Genomic DNA, 19,882 nt, shown 5'->3' with positions numbered 1-19,882 from the left:
CCGTACGGGGTGTGGGGGTCGTGGTGCCGCAGCGCTGCGACGGGGCCGGACGGCCCGGGTGGTGCTCGGAGCGGTGTTACTCGGCGGCGCTCGGCGACTCGGCCTCGGCGGCTGCCTTCGCGCCCTCGGGGTTCGACTGCGCGCGGTTGGCGGCGCGGACGGCGGCCTTCTTGGCGTTCGACTCGGCCTTGGCGTCCGACTTGTTCTTGAGCGGCGAGATCACCATCGTCATGTTGCGGCCGTCCTGGGTCGGTCGCGACTCGACGACGCCGTACTCCGCGATGTCCTCGGCGAAGCGCTGGAGGAGACGCACGCCCTGCTCCGGACGCGACTGCTCACGGCCGCGGAAGAGGATCATGGCCTTCACCTTGTCACCCGCCGCGAGGAAGCCCTCGGCGCGCTTGCGCTTGGTCTCGTAGTCGTGTGCGTCGATCTTCAGACGGAACCGGACCTCTTTGAGGATCGTGTTCGCCTGGTTGCGCCGGGCCTCCTTGGCCTTCTGCGCGGCTTCGTACTTGAACTTGCCGTAGTCCATGATCTTGGCCACGGGCGGCTTCGAGTTCGGAGCAACCTCGACCAGATCCAGCTCTGCCTCTTGCGCGAGGCGGAGGGCGACGGCGATGGGGACAACGCCGACCTGCTCACCACCAGGGCCGACGAGTCGGACCTCGGTGACACGGATTCGGTCGTTGGTACGGGGATCGCTGATGCGGAACTCCTTCGTGAAGTGGTCTCCGTCCGGCGGTTCGGCCGGGACGGGGCACGCGATGCGAGGAGTTCGTACGCACGGATCGACCCGTGGTACCCGCCCGACCCCGACCCGTGGGGCCGGACGACCGTCGGGACGCCCTGTCGGACAGGACGCCACCGTCGGCGGAGCGGTTGTGACCCGGTAACCTGTGGTGCGCGGTCGCGGGTGGGAGAGACTCCTCTTGTTCGCGCTGCTGCCGGTGCGTGAGCACGTGGACAGCAACTGCCGCTCAGAGTCTAGCAGAGGAGCACCGTGACCAACAGCCCGGACGAGGCCCAGCCCATCGTGACGGACGAGTCACCCGAGGAGGGCGGTGCCGCCCGGGACATCGCGGAGGTCCCCGCGGTCGAACTCATCAACACCGTCAGCATCCACCTGCTCAGCGCGGCCGCCGTCAAGGTCGGGCTCGCGGACGACCCGGACTCGCAGACGGACCTCGACGAGGCGCGGAAGCTGATCACGGCCCTGGCCGGGCTGGTCACCGCTGCCGCCCCGGAGATCGGCGACCACCACGCCCGTCCCCTCCGTGACGGCCTCCGGAGCGTGCAGCTCGCCTTCCGCGAGGCGTCGAGCATCCCCGATGCACCGGGGCAGGGACCGGGCGAGAAGTACACCGGACCGGTCAACTAGGGCGCCGCGGGCCGGTCGACCAGCGCGCCACGGTCCGCTCACGCGACCTCGCGCGCTCCGGCCGGACGACCCAGCGCTCCGCCAGACGGCCCAGCGCTCCGCCCAGACCGCCCAGCGCTCCGCCCGACGCCCCAGCGCTCCGCTCAGGCCGCCCGGAGCGCGACGCCGAGGCTGTCGACGTGCTCGGTGATGAACCGGTCTGCCGACCAGCGGGCCTGGAGGCGCGACACGAGTCCGCGCACCGCCTCCGCATCCAGACCGGGTACGAGCACGAGACCGACGATGAGTTCGGGGCCCGCGAAGCGGCCGCCGGCGTCGCCAGGGGCCAATTCCACCCGGACGACGTCGGGCTCGTCGGCGAACGACGCGACGAAGGCCTCGCCGACGAGCGGGTCCGCGTAGCTGGGAACCCAGGGGACGTCCTGTCCCAGCGCCCACACGGCCGGACGGCGCACGACGAACTCCGTCGGCGCCGTCGGGTCGAGCACGATGAGCTCCGTGCCCTCACTCGCCGCCGCGAGCGCGACGCGGCGGGACTCGACCGGGACGGGTCGAGCTCGCGGGTCCCACGACCGCATCGCGTCGACCGAGGTGAACGCCGGCATCACGCGGCGCCCGTCCGGCCCCGCCACCGTGACGATCGAGAGCTCCTGCGTCTTGTCCACCGGGCGGCCGTCCGGTCCCACCCCGACGTCACCGGCGTGGGCCACGAGCGGCACGAGCAACCGGGCGCCGCGGAGCGCGTCGAGCACCGTGACGTGCGAGCTCGTCCCCGCGCGGACGCCCTCGAGCGCTGCGGACAGCGCCGGATCGGCCGTGCCGTCGTCGCCCGCGAACGTCGTGTCGTGCGCCTGGAACGTGCGGCCCGCCCACGGGAGACCCGCGCTGTCGGCCGCCATGCCGGAGGACGCGGACGTGCCGTCGCCACCGTGGTGGTGACCGGCGTGGTCGTGATGGTCGGCGGTCACGCCCTACTCCCCCGCGACCTCGAGCGCCGCGGGCAGGGTGAACGCACCGGAGTACAGCGCCTTGCCGATGATCGCGCCCTCGAGCCCCAGGGGCACGAGTTCGCGGAGCGATCGGAGGTCCTCGAGCGCCGAGACACCGCCCGAGGCGACCACAGGTCGTTCGGTGCGCTCGAGGACCTGCCGCAGGAGGTCGACGTTCGGCCCCTGCAGCGTGCCGTCCTTCGTCACGTCCGTCACGACGTAGCGGGCACACCCGGCGTCCTCGAGCCGCGCGAGGACGGTGAACAGGTCGCCCGCGTCCTCGGTCCACCCACGGGAGGCGAGGGTCGTCCCGCGGACGTCGAGGCCCACGGCGATGCGCTCCCCGTGCTCGCCGATCACGCGAGCGGCCCAGTCCGGGTGCTCGAGCGCCGCTGTGCCGAGGTTGACCCGGGCCGCTCCCGTCGCGAGCGCCGCCTCGAGCGAGGCGTCGTCACGGATGCCTCCGGACAGCTCGACCGACACGCCGTCGACCGCGGCGATGACGCGCCCGATCACATCGCGGTTGTCGCCACGACCGAACGCCGCGTCGAGGTCGACGAGGTGGATCCACTCGGCGCCCTGCTCGCGCCACGCGGCGGCGGCGTCGACGGGGTCACCGTACCCGGTCTCGCTGCCGGCTTCGCCCCGGGTCAGCCGGACGGCCGTGCCGTCGACGATGTCGACCGCGGGCAGCAGGACGAGGGCCGGTGTGGTGGAGGAATCGCTCATGGTGTTCCCGGGTTCGGAGGGTCAGAGGGTCCGGAGCCAGTTCCGGAGCAGCGCGATGCCCGGCTCGCCCGACTTCTCCGGGTGGAACTGGGTCGCTGCGAGCGCACCGTTCTCGACCGCCGCGACGAAGCGCTCGCCGTGCTCGGCCCACGTCACCTTCGGGGCGGGGAACGGCGGCTGTGCGTCGATGTCGAGGGACGTCGCGCCGTAGGAGTGGACGAAGTAGAACCGCTCGCCGCTCAGACCGTCGAAGAGCACGGAGTCGGCGGGCGGCTGCACGGTGTTCCACCCCATGTGCGGCAGGACCTCCGCGCGCAACTGGTGGATCGTCCCCGGCCACTGCCCGAGTCCCGGCACATCGGACCCGCGCTCGACGCCTCGCTCGAACATCACCTGCATGCCGACGCACACGCCGAGCACCGGCTTGCCCCCGGCGAGCCGTCGGTCGACGAGGTCGCCGCCCCGCACGGTGTCGAGCTGGTCCATCACCGCTCGGAACGCGCCGACCCCAGGGACGACGAGCCCGTCGGCCGCGAGCGCCGCCTGGCGGTCCGCCGTGACGGTGACGTCCGCCCCCGCCCGCTCGAGCGCCTTGGCGGCCGAGTGGATGTTGCCCGACCCGTAGTCGAGCACGACGACGTCCGGACGAGCGCTCACAGCGAACCCTTCGTGGACGGGATGCCCTCCACTCGCGGGTCCGGCTGGACCGCCGCACGCAGTGCCCGCGCGAACGCCTTGAACTCGGCCTCGGCGATGTGGTGCGGGTCACGGCCCGCGAGGACCCGGACGTGCACGGTGAGACCGGCGTGCATCGTCACAGCCTCGAACACGTGCCGGACGAGCGAGCCGGTGAAGTGGCCGCCGATGCGGTGCAACGCGAAGCCCTCGGGCTCTCCCGTGTGGACGAGGTAGGGACGACCCGAGACGTCGACCACGGCCTGGGCGAGCGCCTCGTCCAGGGGCACGAGCGCATCGCCGTACCGCCCGATCCCGGCGCGGTCGCCGAGCGCCTGCCGCAGCGCCTGTCCGAGGACGATGCCGGTGTCCTCGACGGTGTGGTGCGCGTCGATGTCGGTGTCACCCGACGCCTCGACCTGGAGATCGATGAGCGAGTGTTTCGCGAACGCGGTGAGCATGTGGTCGTAGAACGGGACCGACGTCGAGATCGAGGAACGACCGGTGCCGTCGAGGTCGAGCGACAACGTGACGCTCGACTCGCTCGTCGCGCGGGTGATCGAAGCGGTGCGCGAGCCGGTCATGCTCCAACCCTAACGGGGTCGATCTCGCGCATCGCCGTGAGGAACGCCGAGGTCTCGTCGGCCGTCCCGGCACTGACCCGCAGGTGCTCGGGGATCCCGAGGTCGCGGACGATGACGTCACGCTCGAGGAGTTCCTCGAACACGCGGCGGGGTTCCGCCACGCCGCCGAAGAGCACGAAGTTGGACCAGGTCTCGTAGGGGCGGAAGCCCATGTCCCCGAGCTCGCGGACCATCCGGTCGCGCTGGACCACGATGTCGTCGACCATCCGGAGCATCTCCGGCGCGTGCCGCAGCGCGGCGACCGCGGCGGCCTGCGTCAGGGCCGACAGGTGGTACGGCAGCCGGACGAGGCGGAGCGCGTCGACCACCGCGGGATCGGCCGCCAGGTAGCCGACGCGCGCGCCCGCGAAGGCGAACGCCTTGCTCATCGTCCGCGACACGACGAGCCGCTCCCGCCCGGGCAGCAGGGTCAGGGCCGAGGGCTGGTCCTTCGGCATGAACTCCGCGTAGGCCTCGTCCACCATGACGATGCCGTCCGTCGCGTCGTAGGCCTCGGCCACGGTGTCGAGCGACAGCGGCGTGCCCGTCGGGTTGTTCGGACCGCAGAAGAACACGATGTCGGGGCGGTGCTCGCGCACCGCCCCGACCGCCGTCGCCGGGCTGATGCCGAACTCGGCGTCCCGCTGCGCGGGGATCCACCGGGTACCGGTACCCGAGGCGATGATGGAGTGCATCGAGTAGGTGGGCGGGAACCCGAGGACGGACCGCCCGGGACCGCCGAACGCCTGCAAGAGCTGCTGGATGACCTCGTTCGAACCGTTCGCCGCCCAGACGTGTTCCGGCGCGAGGCCGTGCCCGAGGTACGAGGCGAGCGACGAGCGCAGCGCGGTGAACTCGCGGTCCGGGTAGCGGTTCACCGTGGCGAGCGCCGCGCCGATCGAGGCGAGGATGTCCTCGGCGACCTCGGGCGGCACGGGATGCGTGTTCTCGTTGACGTTCAGCTGGACGCGGACGTGCTTCTGCGGCGCCCCGTACGGGGTCTGACCACGGAGGTCGTCACGGATGGGGAGGTCGTCCAGGGTGATCGCCACCGGACCATCGTAGGGCGGCGGCAGTCAACGCGGACCGACCAGCCGGACGGGATGACGACGGCGTCACCCCGTCCGGGAGGCCGATCAGGAGCCCGTCGTGTACTGCGTCGGGATGGCGAGCTTCTCGCCCGCCTGGACGGCGGCGCTCGGGAGGTTGTTGAGGTCGACGACGTCCTGCACGAAGTCGCGCGGGTCGACGTTCGGGGCTTCGTCCTGCGCGAGTTGCCACAGGGACTCGCCCGGCTGGATCGTCACCGTCGTGAAGTGCACGTGCGCCGCGTGGTCCCCCGCTGCGGCCTGCCCACCGTTGAGGGCGGCGAGGGCGACCACGAGCAACACGGGGAGTGCACTGACGGTGGTGAGGACGACCCGGCCCCGCCGAGTGATCCGGAGCCGGGGACGGACCGTACCGGCGGATGTGCTGCTGATGGTGCTCATGCTGACGCCTTCCTCGTACATGGGTCGCCTCGGTGGTCCGAAGACCTGTACCGAACATACGTTCGATCCGAAGCGCGCGCAAGTCCTACTGGTGCTGAACGGGGTGTCGGATCGACGACACGCTCGAACAGGTGTTTGGCGCGCCTGGTCCTGGCGGATACAGTTTCGATCGACTGGAGCCAGCCTGACGGGAACCACCGACATTCCCGTCGGACGGGGCGACGACCACTGGCCGGACCGGGAGCACGACGCACATGGCAGACGACGCACCACGCGAGATGCGCACCCAGAAGCCCCTGACCCCGAAACAGCAGGCGATCCTCGACGCCATCCGCTCCTCGATCGCGAACCGCGGGTACCCGCCGAGCATGCGCGAGATCGGTGACGCGGTCGGCCTCTCCTCACTGTCGAGCGTCACGCACCAGCTCGGTCAGCTCGAGCTCGGCGGCTGGATCCGCCGCGATCCGAACCGACCGCGCGCGCTCGAGGTCCTCGTGGACGAGCCCCGACCGGAGGACGGACCGGACATCGACGCGACGACGCTCGTTCCCCTCGTCGGCCGGATCGCCGCCGGTATCCCGATCACGGCCGAACAGCACGTCGACGAGATCGTCCCGCTCCCCCGTCAGCTGGTCGGGACCGGTGACCTGTTCATGCTCCGCGTGGTCGGGGACTCCATGGTCGACGCCGCGATCTGCGACGGCGACTGGGTCGTCGTGCGGAGCCAGCAGACCGCCGAGAACGGCGAGATCGTCGCCGCGATGCTCGACGAGGAGGCGACGGTCAAGGTGTTCCGCCAGCGCGACGGCCACACCTGGCTGCTCCCGCGGAACACCGCGTTCGAGCCGATCCTCGGCGACGCGGCCACGGTGCTCGGACGCGTCGTGGCGGTCCTGCGCTCCGTGTGACGTCGCGCACACCCGGGTCCGTCCGCTGGACGCGGAACGGCACGGTGGTGCGCCGGGCCCCGTTCGGGGCCTCCCAGCCGCGACGCCCCGCTCAGGCGGAGTGGACCGGCGCGACCACGAACGGCGCGAGCTCGCTGACCTGGCGCGCGAAGACGCGGACGTCCAGGCGGGTGCCGTCGACCACGTACTCGGTCCGCTCCACCGCACCCTCGTCGTGCAGCCGGGACACCAGGTCGCCGCGGTCGTACGGGACCACGATCGTCAGCTCGACGTCGGGCTCCGGCAGACGCGCCTCGATCGCGGCGAGCAGCTCGGGGATCCCCTCGCCGGTCCGCGCGGACACGAAGACGGCGTCCGGTACGAGGCCGCGGAGGACGAGCCGCTGGTCGGCGTCGACGAGATCGGCCTTGTTGAACGCGACCACCTCGGGCACGTCCCGAGCACCCACGTCGGCGATGACGTCGCGGACGGTGCTCAGCTGCGCGCCCGGGTCGGGGTGGGAGCCGTCGACCACGTGCAGCACGACGTCGGCCTCACCGACCTCCTCGAGCGTGGACCGGAAGGCCTCGACGAGCTGGTGCGGCAGGTTCCGGACGAACCCGACGGTGTCGACGAACGTGAACGGGCGGCCACCCCCGGTCTCGGTCCGACGGACGGTCGCGTCCAGGGTCGCGAAGAGCTGGTTCTGCACGAGGACGCCCGCGGAGGTCAGGCGGTTGAGCAGGCTCGACTTGCCGGCGTTCGTGTACCCCGCGATGGCGACGCTCGGCACCTCGTTGCGGTGCCGCTCGGCGCGCTTCGCCTCGCGCGCCGGGGCGAACCCCGCGATCTGTCGACGCAGCCGGGCCATCCGGGTGTGGATGCGACGCCGATCGAGCTCGATCTTGGTCTCACCGGGACCACGGGACCCCATGCCGGCGCCCGCGCTGCCGACCTGGCCACCCGCCTGACGGGACATCGACTCACCCCAACCACGGAGGCGCGGGAGCAGGTACTCGAGCTGCGCGAGTTCGACCTGTGCCTTGCCCTCGCGGCTCTTGGCGTGCTGGCTGAAGATGTCGAGGATGACGGCGGTGCGGTCGATGACCTTCACCTTGACGACGTCCTCGAGCGCACGGCGTTGGCTCGGCGCGAGTTCCGTGTCGGCGATGACGGTGTCCGCGCCCGTCGCCTTGACGACCATCGCCAGTTCCTCGGCCTTGCCGCGGCCGAGGTACGTGCTCGGGTCCGGGTGCGGGCGGCGCTGGAGCAGACCGTCGAGCACGACCGCGCCCGCCGTCTCCGCGAGGGCAGCGAGCTCACGGATCGAGTTCTCGGCGTCCTGGGCGTCACCCTGCGCGTACACGCCGATGAGGACGACGCGCTCGAGCCGCAGCTGCCGGTACTCGACCTCGGTGACGTCCTCGAGCTCGGTGGACAGACCGGACACGCGACGCAGCGCGGCGCGGTCCTCACGGTCGTACTGTTCGCCGTCGCCCTGCCACCCCACGACCTCGGCGTCGGTGGTCTGGATCGCCTGCGCCGGCGCGAACACCGCCGGGGTCGTCCTGCTCTCGGCGTTCCGCAACACCCGCTCGACCACACCGTCGTGCTGCTGCTCCTCGAGGACACCCTCGACCATGTCGTCCTGCTCCGTCATCGTCCACAGGCTACCTCCGGGCACCCGGCGACACACGGAGATGCCGGTACGGTTCATCCATGGCGAACGAGCACTACTTCTCGGCCCAGCCGGAGAGCGACGCCCGACCGCGGCGCATCACGGTCACCCTGGCCGGGCGGACGCTCACCCTCGCCACCGCCGCGGGCGTCTTCAGCCCGGACCGGCTCGACGCGGGCACGCGGGTGTTGCTGCAGAGCGTGCCGCCACCGCCCGCGACCGGGGCGCTCCTCGACGTCGGCTGCGGGTGGGGTCCGCTCAGCATCGCCATGGCGCTGCAGGCGCCCGAGGCCGAGGTTTGGGGCGTCGACGTCAACGAGCGTGTGCTCGACCTGGCTCGGGCGAACGCGGCGACGGCCGGTGCCCGGAACGTCACGGTGCGTCTGCCGGAGGCGGTGCCGGAGGACCTCCGGTTCGCCACCATCTGGTCGAACCCCCCGATCCGGGTGGGCAAGGACGAGCTCCACTCGATCCTGCTCACGTGGCTCCCGCGCCTGCAACCAGGTGGGGACGCCTGGCTCGTGGTGGCCAAGAACCTGGGCGGCGACTCGCTGCAGCGGTGGCTGGCCGAGACGCTCGACACCGACCTCGCGGTCACGCGCGCGACGACCGACCGCGGGTACCGCGTCATCCGGGTGCACCGGACACGCTGATCGCGGCGGGTGCGTCATGGCACCGGCCGTCAGACGGTGAGGTCGCCCTCGAACACCAGGTCGGCGGGACCGCTCAGCGCGACGTGCTCGCCGTCCTCCGCAGCGGCCATCCGGACCGTCAGGACGCCGCCGGGCACGCGGACCCGCCAGGTGTCCGGCGCCTGCGGACCGGCCCAGTGGCGGACCGCCAGGGCCGCCGCGACGGCCCCCGTGCCGCACGACAGGGTCTCGCCACTGCCGCGCTCGTGGACGCGCATCGTGATGTGGCCGACGCCGTCGCGCACGAGCGGATCGCCGGGCAGGACGAACTCGACGTTCGCGCCCGCGGGCGGTGCCGGCTCGAGGACCGGCACGTAGGTCAGGTCGAGCCCCGCGAGTTCGTCGTCCGTCGCCACGGCGACGACGACGTGCGGGTTGCCGACGTCGATCGGGAGGCCCGGGCGCGCGCCGTCGAGGTTGCGGGCGCGGACGAGGACCTCGTCGCCGTCGAGACCGGCGATGCCGAGCCCCCATCGTCCGAGGTCGGCCGAGAACCCGTTGGTCGACCGCTGCAGGTCGACCACGCCCTTCCGCGTCCCGATCGCCAGGGTCTCGCCCGGCGCGAGGTCGACCAGTCCGGCGTCGGTCAGGTAGCGCGCGAACACCCGCACGCCGTTGCCGCACATCTCGGCGACACTGCCGTCGGCGTTGTGGTAGTCCATGAACCACTCGGCCTCGGGAGCGACGGCGGCGATCGATCGGCCGTCCGGCAGCGCGGCCGTCCTGACCGCGCGGATCACGCCGTCGGCGCCCACGCCGAAGCGACGATCGGCGATGGCACGGATGCGCTCCGGCGTCAGGTCCACCGTCGCGTCCGGGTCGGCGAACAGCACGAAGTCGTTGCCCGTGCCGTGGCCCTTGGTGAAGTGGAGTTCGGTCACGCCCCGATCCTAGCGAGGGCCTCGGACGCGTCCCCGCGGCCGCGATCGGCAGCCACGGCGACGGCCACCCGCTCGAGGTCGTCGTGGCCCGCTCCGGTCACGTCGAGCGACTCCGCCTCGCGCAGCCGCCGGAACCAGGAAACCTGTCGGCGGGCGTACTGCCGCGTCGCGACCGCGGTCGACGTCACGGCGCCCTCGAGGTCCGAGCGGCCGTGCAGCACGTCGAGAGCCTGCGCGTAGCCGATCGCCGCGCGGGCCGTCCGTCCGGCCTCCAGGCCGACGTCGACGAGGCCCGCGACCTCGTCGACGAGGCCGTCGTCGAACATCCTCGCGGCGCGCTCGTGCAGCATCGGCACGAGGACCTCACGCCGCCGTTGCAGGTGCAGCACCCGCATCGGTCGCCACGGCCGCGGTGCGGACGGGAGGCGCGGGCGCACCGGATCCCGGTTCGTCGCGACCTCGACGGCGCGGACCAGACGCCGGGTGTTCCGCGGGTCGACCGCTGCCGCCGCCGCGGGGTCGAGGGCACGCAGTCGTTCGAGCAGTGCGTCCGCCCCGCGCTCGTCCGCCTCGCGCTCGAGCGCCGCGCGGAGTTCCGGATCCGTGGCGGGGAAGGACAGGTCGTGGAGCACGCTCGACACGTACAGGCCGCTCCCGCCGACGAGCACGACCGGCGCGCCCGCCCCGACCACGGCGTCGATCGCCGCCCGGGCGTCACGCTGGTACGCCGCGACGCTCGCCTCGTCGGTCACGTCGAGCACGTCGAGCAGTCGATGCGGCACACCGCGTCGGGCGGCGATCGGGACCTTGGCCGTCCCGATGTCCATCCCGCGGTACAACTGCATCGCGTCGGCGTTCACGATCTCGGCCGGGAGACCGTCTCGGCGGAGTGCTTCGGCGATGCCGAGCGCCAGGTCCGACTTGCCGGTGCCCGTGGCACCCACGATCGCGATGACGTCCGGGCGCACCACGCCCCGATCGCTGGCCCGCGCCTCCGACGACGCCGACGCCGACGCCGATGCCGATGCCGATGCCGATGCCCCCGACGATGCAGGCGTCTCGAGCACCGTCAGCGGCCGGAAGGCGCGCCGACCCGCAGCGTCGGCAGCCCGAGCGACACCGGCCGGGGCCCGACCGCGGCGTCCGCCGCACCGGAGTCGGCCGGGACCGGCACGCCACACGAGGCGGCCTGCGCGCGGTCCCACGCGTCGCCCGCGCGGGTGCGGCGGACGCGCAGCGGCGCGTCCGTGTCGGCGATGAGGTACCGGGGTGCGCCGCGCGTGATCTCGAGCGTCACGACGTCGCCCGGGCGCGGGACCTCCGAGCCGGCGGGTACACCGAAGTGCACGAGACGGGCGTCCTCGGCCCGCCCGCTCAGTCGGTGCGTCGCGTCGTCCTTCCGCCCCTCGCCCGTCGCGACGAGGACCTCGACCGTTCGGCCGACCTGCCGTGCGTTCTCCTCGGCGACGATCCGGTCCTGCAGCGCCACGAGTCGGTCGTAGCGGTCCTGCACGACCTCCTTCGGCACCTGTTGCTCCATCGTCGCCGCGGGCGTCCCCGGGCGGATGGAGTACTGGAACGTGAACGCCGACGCGAACCGTGCACGCTCGACGACCCGGAGCGTGTCCTGGAAGTCGGCCTCGGTCTCGCCGGGGAAACCGACGATGATGTCGGTCGAGATCGCCGCGTGCGGGATGCGGGCGCGGACCCGGTCGAGGATCCCGAGGAAGCGGTCGCTGCGGTAGCTCCGCCGCATCGCCCGGAGGATGCGGTCCGAGCCGGACTGCAGCGGCATGTGGAGCTGCGGCATCACGTTCGGCGTCTCGGCCATGGCGTCGATGACGTCGTCGGTGAACGCGGCGGGGTGCGGGCTGGTGAACCGGACCCGCTCGAGCCCCTCGATCGAACCGGCAGCGCGGAGGAGTTTGCTGAACGCCTGGCGGTCGCCGAACTCGACGCCGTACGAGTTGACGTTCTGGCCGAGCAACGTGACCTCGATCGCGCCGTCGTCCACGAGCGCCTGGATCTCGGCCAGGACGTCGCCCGGTCGGCGGTCCTTCTCCTTGCCCCGGAGCGACGGGACGATGCAGAACGTGCACGTGTTGTTGCAGCCGACGGAGATCGACACCCACCCGCTGTGCGTGGAGTCCCGCTTGGTGGGCAGCGTCGACGGGAACACCTCGAGCGCCTCGAGGATCTCGACCTGCGCCTCGCCGTTGTGGCGTGCGCGCTCGAGCATCGCGGGCAGCGAGCCCATGTTGTGCGTGCCGAACACGACGTCGACCCACGGGGCCTTCTCGAGGATGACGTTCTTGTCCTTCTGCGCCAGGCACCCACCGACGGCGATCTGCAGCCCCTCGTGCTCACGCTTGACCCCGGCCAGGTGGCCGAGGTTGCCGTACAGGCGGTTGTCCGCGTTCTCGCGGACCGCGCAGGTGTTGATCACGACGACGTCGGCCTGCTCGTCCACAGCCGGCACGTACCCGGCCGCCTCGAGTGACCCGCTGAGACGCTCCGAGTCGTGCACGTTCATCTGGCACCCGTAGGTCCGGACCTCGTAGGTGCGGGGGCGCGCTGCGGTGGTGGTCGCCATGGTGCTGTCAGTGTACGGCGGCGTCACCGTCGCCCAGACCGGCAGGCCCGGCCCGCCTACTCGAAGCGCACGCCACCCCGTCGGCCGCCGCCGTCGAGTGCGATCCGGACGGCGGTCCGCACGACCGATCCGCCGTAGCCCTTGCGCATGAGGAACCCCGAGAGCCGGCGCTCCGCGGTCTCGTGGTCGAGCCCCCGCATCTGTCCGGCGCGCTTGCGGGCCAACTCGATCGCACGCTCGGACTCCGCCGCGTCGTCGTCCTGGTCCGCCAGGGCCGCGTCGATCGCCGCCTGGTCGACGCCCCGCCGCCGGAGCTCCGCCACCACGCCTTGTCGCCCCAGGCCCTTGCGGTCGTGCAGACGGTCGACGAGGTCGGCAGCGAGCCGCACGTCGTCGAGGAGACCGACCCGGGTGAGTCGAGCGATCTCGTGCTCGACGATGTCCTCGGGGAGTTCGCGCCCGAGGAGGGCGGTCCGCAGCTCGGACGTGCTCGTGCCACGGCTGCTGAGCGCCCGGATGCTGATCCGCTCTGCCTCGGCGAGCAACTCGTCCTGCGTGGGTGGTGACTCGACCGTCTCGTGCTCGGCGTCATCGTCCCGGTCGGCAGCCCGCAGTCGGCGCACCGGGGCGACGGGCCCGACGGTCTCGACGGACCCGACGGACCCGACGGTGGAACCCGTCACCGGAGGGAGCCACGCGTCGGAGGCGTCCGGGCGGTCGACGTCGGTCTCGTCGCGGACGAGACCGACCGGGATCGCGTCATCCCCGTCCGGACCGCCGATGCTCGCGCCGAGTGCGTCGGGCTCGGCAGACGGTGCTCCGCCTTCCGCCGGTCCGCGCCGGCACGACGTCGCCCGTGCCGACGACCGCGCACCGAAGATGTCGGTGACCGGTGCGAGGCCGTCGTCAGGCATGGAGCTGTCTCGGGAGCTCACGCGCCCTTCTTGGCGGCGAGTTTCTTCTCGAGGGACTCGACCGGCGCCGGGGCGTCAGCGGTGGCAGCGGCAGCACCGACACCGAGCTTCGCGAGGATCTTGCGCTCGATCTCGGCGGCGATGTCGCCGTTCTGGATGAGGAAGTTGCGCGAGTTCTCCTTGCCCTGGCCGAGCTGGTCGCCCTCGTACGTGTACCAGGCGCCCGACTTCTTGACGATGCCGTGCTCCACACCGAAGTCGAGCAACGAGCCCTCGCGCGAGATCCCCACGCCGTAGAGGATGTCGAACTCGGCCTGCTTGAAGGGCGGCGCCATCTTGTTCTTGACGACCTTGACCCGGGTGCGGTTGCCCACGGCCTCGGTGCCGTCCTTCAGGGTCTCGATGCGGCGGATGTCCAGCCGGACCGAGGCGTAGAACTTGAGCGCCTTACCGCCAGCGGTGGTCTCCGGGCTGCCGAAGAACACGCCGATCTTCTCGCGCAGCTGGTTGATGAAGATCATCGTGGTCTGCGTCTGGTTGAGCCCACCGGCCAGCTTCCGGAGCGCCTGCGACATGAGGCGGGCCTGGAGGCCGACGTGCGAGTCGCCCATCTCGCCCTCGATCTCGGCGCGGGGCACGAGCGCGGCCACGGAGTCGACCACGACCAGGTCGATCGAGCCCGAACGGACGAGCATGTCCGCGATCTCGAGCGCCTGCTCACCCGTGTCGGGCTGGGAGACGAGGAGCGCGTCGATGTCGACGCCGAGCTTCTTCGCGTACTCGGGGTCGAGGGCGTGCTCCGCGTCGATGAAGGCCGCGATGCCGCCGTTGCGCTGCGCGTTCGCGATGGCGTGCAGCGTCAGGGTCGTCTTGCCGGAGGACTCCGGACCGTAGATCTCGATGATGCGACCACGCGGGAGGCCGCCGATGCCGAGAGCGACGTCGAGCGCCACGGATCCGGTGGGGATGGTGGCGACGGGGGCGCGTTCGTCACTCCCGAGGCGCATCACCGTGCCCTTGCCGAACTGTCGGTCGATCTGGGCGAGTGCGGTCTCGAGGGCCTTCTCGCGGTCTGCGGGTGAGGGCATGATGCGCTCCTTCTGCTCGTGTACGGCGCCTGTAGGCTGTCGCCTTCGCGAGGACCGGTGGGGCAGGGTCCTCGGTTCACCGACAAGGCTCGGATGCTCATCCGATGGACCGAACCTACGACCGGCCACCGACATCACCACGCCGAGAGCAGACCGCTGTGGACGGTACGTCGCCACGAGCATCTGTGCAGGACGGTAGCACCGAGTCGAACACCCGTTCGAGCAACACGCCGAAGACGTGTTCGAGTGGGCGTCAGTCGCGCGGAGCGCGGAGACCCTTGCCGTGCCGACGTCCGACGGGCACGTCCTGCGCGTCGCACAGAGCCTCCCAGACGTCGCGGGCCGGCACCCCCGCCGCGAGCGCGTCGGCCGCCGACCGTCCGCCCACCGCCCCGAGGACGACGTCGCGCGTGACCACCTGACCGTAGGCCGGACCGAACTCGTCCTCGACCGCCTGCCAGAACTCACTCACTCGCACGGCCCCATGGTAGCCAGGACCCCGGACACGAGTCGGGGCCGGACGCACTCGTCGAGGCAGCCACCGCCGCTGGCCCTGATCGCCGCGCCCCCGGAACGCGGAACGCCCCGGTCCAGCAGGACCGGGGCGTTCCGACGCGGACTGCGCTCAGCGCACCGCGAGGTCGTTGTCGAACTCGGCGACGAGGTCGTCCGGCAGCATGTCCGGAACCGGGGAGGTGATCCCCTCGACGACCGCGAGGCGGTCACCGACTTCGCGCATGATGACCGAGATGGGCGTGTCGAGCGCGTCGGCGACCGAAGCGAGGATCTCGGAGCTGGCTTCCTTCTGACCGCGCTCCACCTCGCTCAGGTATCCGAGCGCGACACTGGCCTTGCTGGCGACCTGACGGAGGGTCCGGCCCTTCTGCAAGCGGAAGTCCCGCAGGACATCGCCGATTTCCTGACGAACGAGAACCATGAGAACTCCTCCTTCCTGTCATCCCGATCCCGCTCGATCCCGGTGACCGAGAACGGGACAGCAACACTATCGCCGCCGGTTCGTGCATGCTAACCAGGGGGCTCTGGGTGGTGCTTGTGAATGCACCACTTGTAACCGGATGGAAACGCGTCCTATTCCCCGGACGTGCTCGCCGTGACCGCCTGGTGCAAGCGTGTGAGGAGTTCGGAGACGGCCCCCGCGCGGATTGCCGCACGGTCACCATCCAGCCGGAGTTCGGACGCCTCCGCGACACCGGCCCGCGCGATCCCGACGAACACCGTGCCGACCGGCTTGCCGTCCTGCGGTTCCGGTCCGGCGACGCCCGTCGTGCTGATGCCCCAGGTCGCCGCGAGGCCGTCGACCGCCGTCGCCGCACGCACCCCGGTCGCCATCTGCCGCGCGACCTCCGGATCGACCGCCCCCCGGGTCGCCAGCAGCGCCGCGTCGACGCCGAGCAGCCGGTGCTTCAACGGCGTCGCGTAGGCGACCACACCCCCGCGCACGACCGCGCTCGCACCCGGGACGGCGACGAGCTCCGCCACGACGAGACCGCCGGTGAGCGACTCCGCGACGGCGAGCGTCTCGCCGCGCGCCGCGAGTGCGCGCACGATCGCGACCGCCAGCGAGCCGGGAGGCACGACAGCGTCGGGTGCGTCGGTGACCGTCACCGCGCCTCCCGGCCGTGCCGCCAGGCCTGCCACAGGTAGTCGAGACCGCTCAGGATCGTCGCGAGGAACGCCAACACCATGAGGACGGCGTCGACGACGTGCACCCAACCGCCGAAGACGTTCCAGAAGGGGATGAGGGCCAGGGTGATCGCGACGGCCTGCAGGACCGTCTTGACCTTGCCGCCGCGGCTCGCGGGGATGACCCGGTCGCTCAGCACCGCGAAGCGGAAGACCGTGATGCCGATCTCGCGCACCATGATGAGGACGGTGACGTACCAGGGCAGTTCCCCGAGCACCGAGAGCGAGACGAGGGCGCCGCCGATGAGCACCTTGTCGGCGATCGGGTCGACGAGCTTGCCGAAGTCGGTGACGAGGTTCTGCCGGCGGGCGATGATGCCGTCGGCGCTGTCGGTGACGATCGCGACCACGAACAGCACGGCTGCCCAGATCCGGAGGGGACCGTCCTGCCCCGCGTCGAGGAGCAGGAAGACGAAGAACACCGGCGCCATCAGGATCCGGATGACGGTGATGACGTTGGCGACGTTCGCGGTCGACGCCGGCCCCGATCCCGATCGGATCACCCGCCCCCGCCACGGGAACCGCTTCTGCGTCGCGGTGGACTCACCGGAGGCGCTCATGGTGATCACTCCCTGCCGGTCAGGCTCCAGGCGTCCTCGTCCGGATCGCTCTCGACCTCATCGTACCCACGGGTCATGTCGGCGACCGGGTCGTCGGACCCGCGGTACCCGACGTCGCCCTCCGCGCCGTCGCGCGTCGGGGTGACCGGGGCGGCCGGCGCGGGGGGCTCCTCACCCCGGAGTCGCGCGAGGGTCTCGGGAAGCTGCTCGACCGTGATGAGGACGTCGCGGGCCTTCGAGCCCTCGCTCGGCCCGACGATCTCGCGTGACTCCATGAGGTCCATGAGCCGCCCCGCCTTGGCGAAGCCCACGCGGAGCTTCCGCTGGAGCATCGAGGTCGACCCGAACTGCGTCGAGACGACCTGCTCCACGGCCGCGAGGAGGAGCTCGAGGTCGTCACCGATGTCGGCGTCGATCTCCTTGCGCTCGACGACCGCCTGGACGTCCTGGCGGTACTCCGGGCGGGCCTGGCGGGTGACGTGCGCGACGACCTCGGCGATCTCGCTCTCCTGCACCCAGGCGCCCTGCACGCGGACGGCCTTCGACGACCCCATCGGCAGGAACAGTCCGTCGCCCTGGCCGATGAGCTTGTCGGCTCCCGGCTGGTCGAGGATGACCCGGGAGTCCGTCACGCTCGTCACCGCGAACGCGAGCCGCGACGGCACGTTCGCCTTGATGAGCCCCGTGACGACGTCCACCGAGGGACGCTGCGTCGCGAGGACGAGGTGGATTCCGGCCGCCCGGGCGAGCTGCGTGATGCGGACGATCGAGTCCTCGACGTCGCGCGGGGCGACGAGCATGAGGTCCGCGAGCTCGTCCACCACGACGAGGAGGTACGGGTAGGGCTTGAGCTTCCGCTCGCTGCCGGCGGGCAGGACGATCTCGTCGTTCGCCACGGCACGGTTGAAGTCGTCGACGTGCCGGAACCCGAACGACGCGAGGTCGTCGTACCGCATGTCCATCTCCTTCACGACCCACTGCAGCGCCTCGGCCGCCTTCTTCGGGTTCGTGATGATGGGGGTGATGAGGTGCGGGACACCGGCGTAGATCGAGAGCTCGACGCGCTTCGGGTCGACGAGGACCATGCGGACCTCGCTCGGCTTCGCGCGCATGAGGAGCGACGTGATCATCGAGTTGACGAAGCTCGACTTGCCGGACCCCGTGGAGCCGGCGACCAGGAGGTGCGGCATCTTCGCGAGGTTCGCCACGACGAAGCCGCCCTCGACGTCCTTGCCGACGCCGATGGTCATCGGGTGCTTCGACTTCGTGGCCGCGTTCGACCGCAGCACGTCGCCGAGCGAGACGATCTCGCGGTCCGAGTTCGGGATCTCGACGCCGATCGCGCTCTTGCCGGGGATGGGCGAGAGGATGCGGACCTCGTTCGAGGCGACCGCGTACGACAGGTTCTTGCTCAACGCCGTGACGCGCTCGACCTTGACCCCCGGGCCGAGCTCGATCTCGTACCGGGTGACCGTCGGGCCGCGCGAGAACCCGGTGACCTTGGCGTCGACCTTGAACTCGGTGAGGACGCCGGTGATCGCCGCGACCATCTCGTCGTTCGCGGTGCTGTGCGCCGTCGCGGGGGTGCCCGGGCTCAGCGTCGAGGCGGCGGGCAGGCGGTAGGGCGCGGCCGGAGCGTCGTCGGCGGACGTGTCGGGCAGGCCGTCCTGCTCGTCCTCGTCGAGGGGCAGCACGTCCGTGACGGGCTCGGCCACGGCGGGACGGATGACCTCGGTCGCGGCCTGGGCCTCGTCGTGGCGCACGCGGCCCGGCGCCTGCGCGTCGAACGCACGGAGGGCCTCCTCGGCGCGGTCGAGGTCCTCGGCGACGTCCTGTTCGAGCGAGTCGTTGAGGTTGACCGACACGGGTTCGGCCGGCGTCAGGTCGACGAGGCCCGCCGCGGCGCCCGCGCCCACCGCTCCCGCGACCCCGACCGGACCCGGGGCGACCGGCGCAGCTGCGGCGCCGCGCCCGGTGGCGGCCGCGGCGTCGGACGTCTCGGCGTGCGGGAGCACGGGGGTGTCGTAGGCGGGATCCTCCTCGCGCCCGGTCTTGTTGCGCCGCCACCACGGGAGCGCCCCGGGCTCGCCCTCGCCCGAGCCGTCGCCGCTGCCGTCACCGTCGAGGTCCTCGAACGGGTCGAACGACGACGACGCCGAGGTGTTCCGGCCACGGCGCGGTGCCACGGGCGCGGGTGCGTCCGCGTCGATCGGAGCCGGCCCCGGCGTGCCGAACAGGTACGCGTAGAGCTCGTGCACGCGTCGACCGACGTGGTTCGGCGGCGTCTTCGTGATGATGAACAGCGAGAGCGCGATGAGCGCGACGGCCACGGGGGTGGCGATCCACGCGGTCGCGGCCGCGACGATCCAGCCGATCACCACCCAGCCGATGATCCCGCCCGCCTGTGCGAGCACGGGCATGCCGTCGGACGCCGGGGGCTGACCGCCGTAGATGTGACAGACGGAGGAGATGCCGATGACGAGCAACCCCAGGCCGATGCCGATGCGGGTGTTGTCGTGCACGGACGCGGGATGCCGGAACAACCACCCGGCGAACACGATCATGATGACCGGCAACGCGACCGCGAGCCGACCGAACAGACCACCGAACGTGTAGGCGTCCAGGGCCACCGCGACCGGGTTGGCGGGGTTGAGCCACTCGACCACGGCACCGGCGATCGCGAGCAGGAACAGCAGGAACGGGAAGCCGTCGCGTCGTTCGTCGTGCTCGAGCGACTCCTTGCCGAGCAGCCGGAACACCGCGCCGACACCGTGCGCTGCACCCGTCCAGGCGGTCACGAGGGGGTTCGGCCCGACGACCTCGACCGGTTGCGGGAGCTTCCGGGTGGTCGCCTGGGTCCGGGAGGTGCTGCCGCGGGCCCCCGTGCCGCCGGACCCGCGCGCGGGCGAGGACGCCCGCGACCCCGAGGACGCGCGGGACCCCGAGGACGCGCGCGACGACGACTTGGTGCTCCCGGCCATGAGCGGAACCCTAACCC

21 protein-coding genes are annotated in these 19,882 nt (G+C 71.7%); 3 read left to right on the top strand and 18 right to left on the bottom strand.

Annotated features, from left to right (window positions below; all coding sequences use genetic code 11):
- Positions 1-76: 76 nt before the first annotated feature.
- A complete protein-coding gene (infC, locus tag DEI86_RS11815; RefSeq protein ID WP_111014025.1) occupies positions 77-709 on the bottom strand; it encodes a translation initiation factor IF-3 in 633 nt (210 codons plus the stop codon).
- Positions 710-1,036: 327 nt separating this feature from the next.
- Between infC and DEI86_RS11810 the strand changes: the two genes are divergently transcribed.
- Complete coding sequence (locus tag DEI86_RS11810) at positions 1,037-1,381, top strand: DUF1844 domain-containing protein (RefSeq protein ID WP_111037313.1); 345 nt, start codon at positions 1,037-1,039, stop codon at positions 1,379-1,381.
- A gap of 143 nt (positions 1,382-1,524) precedes the next feature.
- On the opposite strand, the gene DEI86_RS11805 is transcribed toward DEI86_RS11810, so the two are convergent.
- From DEI86_RS11805 to DEI86_RS11780, 6 genes are all read right to left on the bottom strand, one after another.
- Positions 1,525-2,280, bottom strand: coding sequence for an SseB family protein (locus DEI86_RS11805; RefSeq protein ID WP_111049634.1), 756 nt, complete (start codon positions 2,278-2,280; stop codon positions 1,525-1,527).
- Between the two features lie 72 nt (positions 2,281-2,352).
- The gene (priA, locus tag DEI86_RS11800) at positions 2,353-3,099 is read right to left on the bottom strand and encodes a bifunctional 1-(5-phosphoribosyl)-5-((5-phosphoribosylamino)methylideneamino)imidazole-4-carboxamide isomerase/phosphoribosylanthranilate isomerase PriA (protein ID WP_111013998.1); all 747 of its coding nucleotides are present in this window, start codon (positions 3,097-3,099) and stop codon (positions 2,353-2,355) included.
- 21 nt (positions 3,100-3,120) lie between these two features.
- On the bottom strand, positions 3,121-3,756 hold the full coding sequence (hisH, locus tag DEI86_RS11795) for an imidazole glycerol phosphate synthase subunit HisH (RefSeq protein WP_111011128.1): 636 nt from the start codon (positions 3,754-3,756) through the stop codon (positions 3,121-3,123).
- Positions 3,753-4,358: an imidazoleglycerol-phosphate dehydratase HisB gene (gene hisB, locus DEI86_RS11790; RefSeq protein ID WP_111049624.1), complete on the bottom strand. Its 606-nt coding sequence runs from the start codon at positions 4,356-4,358 to the stop codon at positions 3,753-3,755. Before hisB ends, hisH begins: the two co-directional genes overlap by 4 nt.
- Positions 4,355-5,449, bottom strand: a complete 1,095-nt coding sequence (locus DEI86_RS11785) for a histidinol-phosphate transaminase (protein ID WP_111049623.1) — start codon at positions 5,447-5,449, stop codon at positions 4,355-4,357. The genes hisB and DEI86_RS11785 overlap by 4 nt, the downstream gene beginning before the upstream one ends.
- Before the next feature lie 84 nt (positions 5,450-5,533).
- Complete coding sequence (locus DEI86_RS11780) at positions 5,534-5,887, bottom strand: LysM peptidoglycan-binding domain-containing protein (RefSeq protein WP_258368719.1); 354 nt, start codon at positions 5,885-5,887, stop codon at positions 5,534-5,536.
- A 254-nt stretch (positions 5,888-6,141) separates the two neighbouring features.
- Here DEI86_RS11780 and lexA point away from each other — a divergent pair, with 254 nt between their 5' ends.
- The gene (gene lexA / locus DEI86_RS11775; protein ID WP_111011124.1) at positions 6,142-6,795 is read left to right on the top strand and encodes a transcriptional repressor LexA; all 654 of its coding nucleotides are present in this window, start codon (positions 6,142-6,144) and stop codon (positions 6,793-6,795) included.
- Between the two features lie 91 nt (positions 6,796-6,886).
- On the opposite strand, the gene hflX is transcribed toward lexA, so the two are convergent.
- Positions 6,887-8,434, bottom strand: coding sequence for a GTPase HflX (hflX, locus tag DEI86_RS11770; protein WP_181434949.1), 1,548 nt, complete (start codon positions 8,432-8,434; stop codon positions 6,887-6,889).
- A 59-nt stretch (positions 8,435-8,493) separates the two neighbouring features.
- Here hflX and DEI86_RS11765 point away from each other — a divergent pair, with 59 nt between their 5' ends.
- Complete coding sequence (locus DEI86_RS11765) at positions 8,494-9,105, top strand: class I SAM-dependent methyltransferase (protein ID WP_111014002.1); 612 nt, start codon at positions 8,494-8,496, stop codon at positions 9,103-9,105.
- A gap of 29 nt (positions 9,106-9,134) precedes the next feature.
- On the opposite strand, the gene dapF is transcribed toward DEI86_RS11765, so the two are convergent.
- The 10 genes from dapF to DEI86_RS11715 form a co-directional block, all read right to left on the bottom strand.
- Positions 9,135-10,025, bottom strand: a complete 891-nt coding sequence (gene dapF, locus DEI86_RS11760; RefSeq protein ID WP_111014003.1) for a diaminopimelate epimerase — start codon at positions 10,023-10,025, stop codon at positions 9,135-9,137.
- The gene (miaA, locus tag DEI86_RS11755) at positions 10,022-10,996 is read right to left on the bottom strand and encodes a tRNA (adenosine(37)-N6)-dimethylallyltransferase MiaA (protein ID WP_111049633.1); all 975 of its coding nucleotides are present in this window, start codon (positions 10,994-10,996) and stop codon (positions 10,022-10,024) included. Before miaA ends, dapF begins: the two co-directional genes overlap by 4 nt.
- Before the next feature lie 98 nt (positions 10,997-11,094).
- Positions 11,095-12,618 carry a tRNA (N6-isopentenyl adenosine(37)-C2)-methylthiotransferase MiaB gene (miaB, locus tag DEI86_RS11750; protein ID WP_111049622.1) on the bottom strand — a complete coding sequence of 508 codons (1,524 nt, stop codon included), beginning with the start codon at positions 12,616-12,618 and terminating at the stop codon, positions 11,095-11,097.
- A 56-nt stretch (positions 12,619-12,674) separates the two neighbouring features.
- Positions 12,675-13,532: a regulatory protein RecX gene (locus tag DEI86_RS11745; protein ID WP_111049621.1), complete on the bottom strand. Its 858-nt coding sequence runs from the start codon at positions 13,530-13,532 to the stop codon at positions 12,675-12,677.
- 17 nt (positions 13,533-13,549) lie between these two features.
- Positions 13,550-14,620, bottom strand: a complete 1,071-nt coding sequence (gene recA / locus DEI86_RS11740; protein ID WP_111014006.1) for a recombinase RecA — start codon at positions 14,618-14,620, stop codon at positions 13,550-13,552.
- Positions 14,621-14,873: 253 nt separating this feature from the next.
- The gene (locus DEI86_RS11735) at positions 14,874-15,098 is read right to left on the bottom strand and encodes a DUF3046 domain-containing protein (RefSeq protein WP_111011117.1); all 225 of its coding nucleotides are present in this window, start codon (positions 15,096-15,098) and stop codon (positions 14,874-14,876) included.
- Positions 15,099-15,245: 147 nt separating this feature from the next.
- On the bottom strand, positions 15,246-15,557 hold the full coding sequence (locus DEI86_RS11730) for a helix-turn-helix domain-containing protein (protein ID WP_111011116.1): 312 nt from the start codon (positions 15,555-15,557) through the stop codon (positions 15,246-15,248).
- A gap of 152 nt (positions 15,558-15,709) precedes the next feature.
- The gene (locus DEI86_RS11725) at positions 15,710-16,246 is read right to left on the bottom strand and encodes a CinA family protein (protein WP_258368718.1); all 537 of its coding nucleotides are present in this window, start codon (positions 16,244-16,246) and stop codon (positions 15,710-15,712) included.
- A complete protein-coding gene (gene pgsA / locus DEI86_RS11720; protein WP_111011144.1) occupies positions 16,243-16,884 on the bottom strand; it encodes a CDP-diacylglycerol--glycerol-3-phosphate 3-phosphatidyltransferase in 642 nt (213 codons plus the stop codon). The genes DEI86_RS11725 and pgsA overlap by 4 nt, the downstream gene beginning before the upstream one ends.
- Positions 16,885-16,889: 5 nt before the next feature.
- Positions 16,890-19,865 (bottom strand): DNA translocase FtsK, encoded by a 2,976-nt coding sequence (locus tag DEI86_RS11715; protein ID WP_111049620.1) that lies wholly within the window; start codon positions 19,863-19,865, stop codon positions 16,890-16,892.
- Positions 19,866-19,882: the final 17 nt, after the last annotated feature.

Source organism: Curtobacterium sp. MCBD17_028 (assembly GCF_003234875.1).
Taxonomy (GTDB): domain Bacteria; phylum Actinomycetota; class Actinomycetes; order Actinomycetales; family Microbacteriaceae; genus Curtobacterium.
Note: the sequence above shows the minus strand (reverse complement) of the source record. Positions and strands in the feature narration are given on the sequence as shown.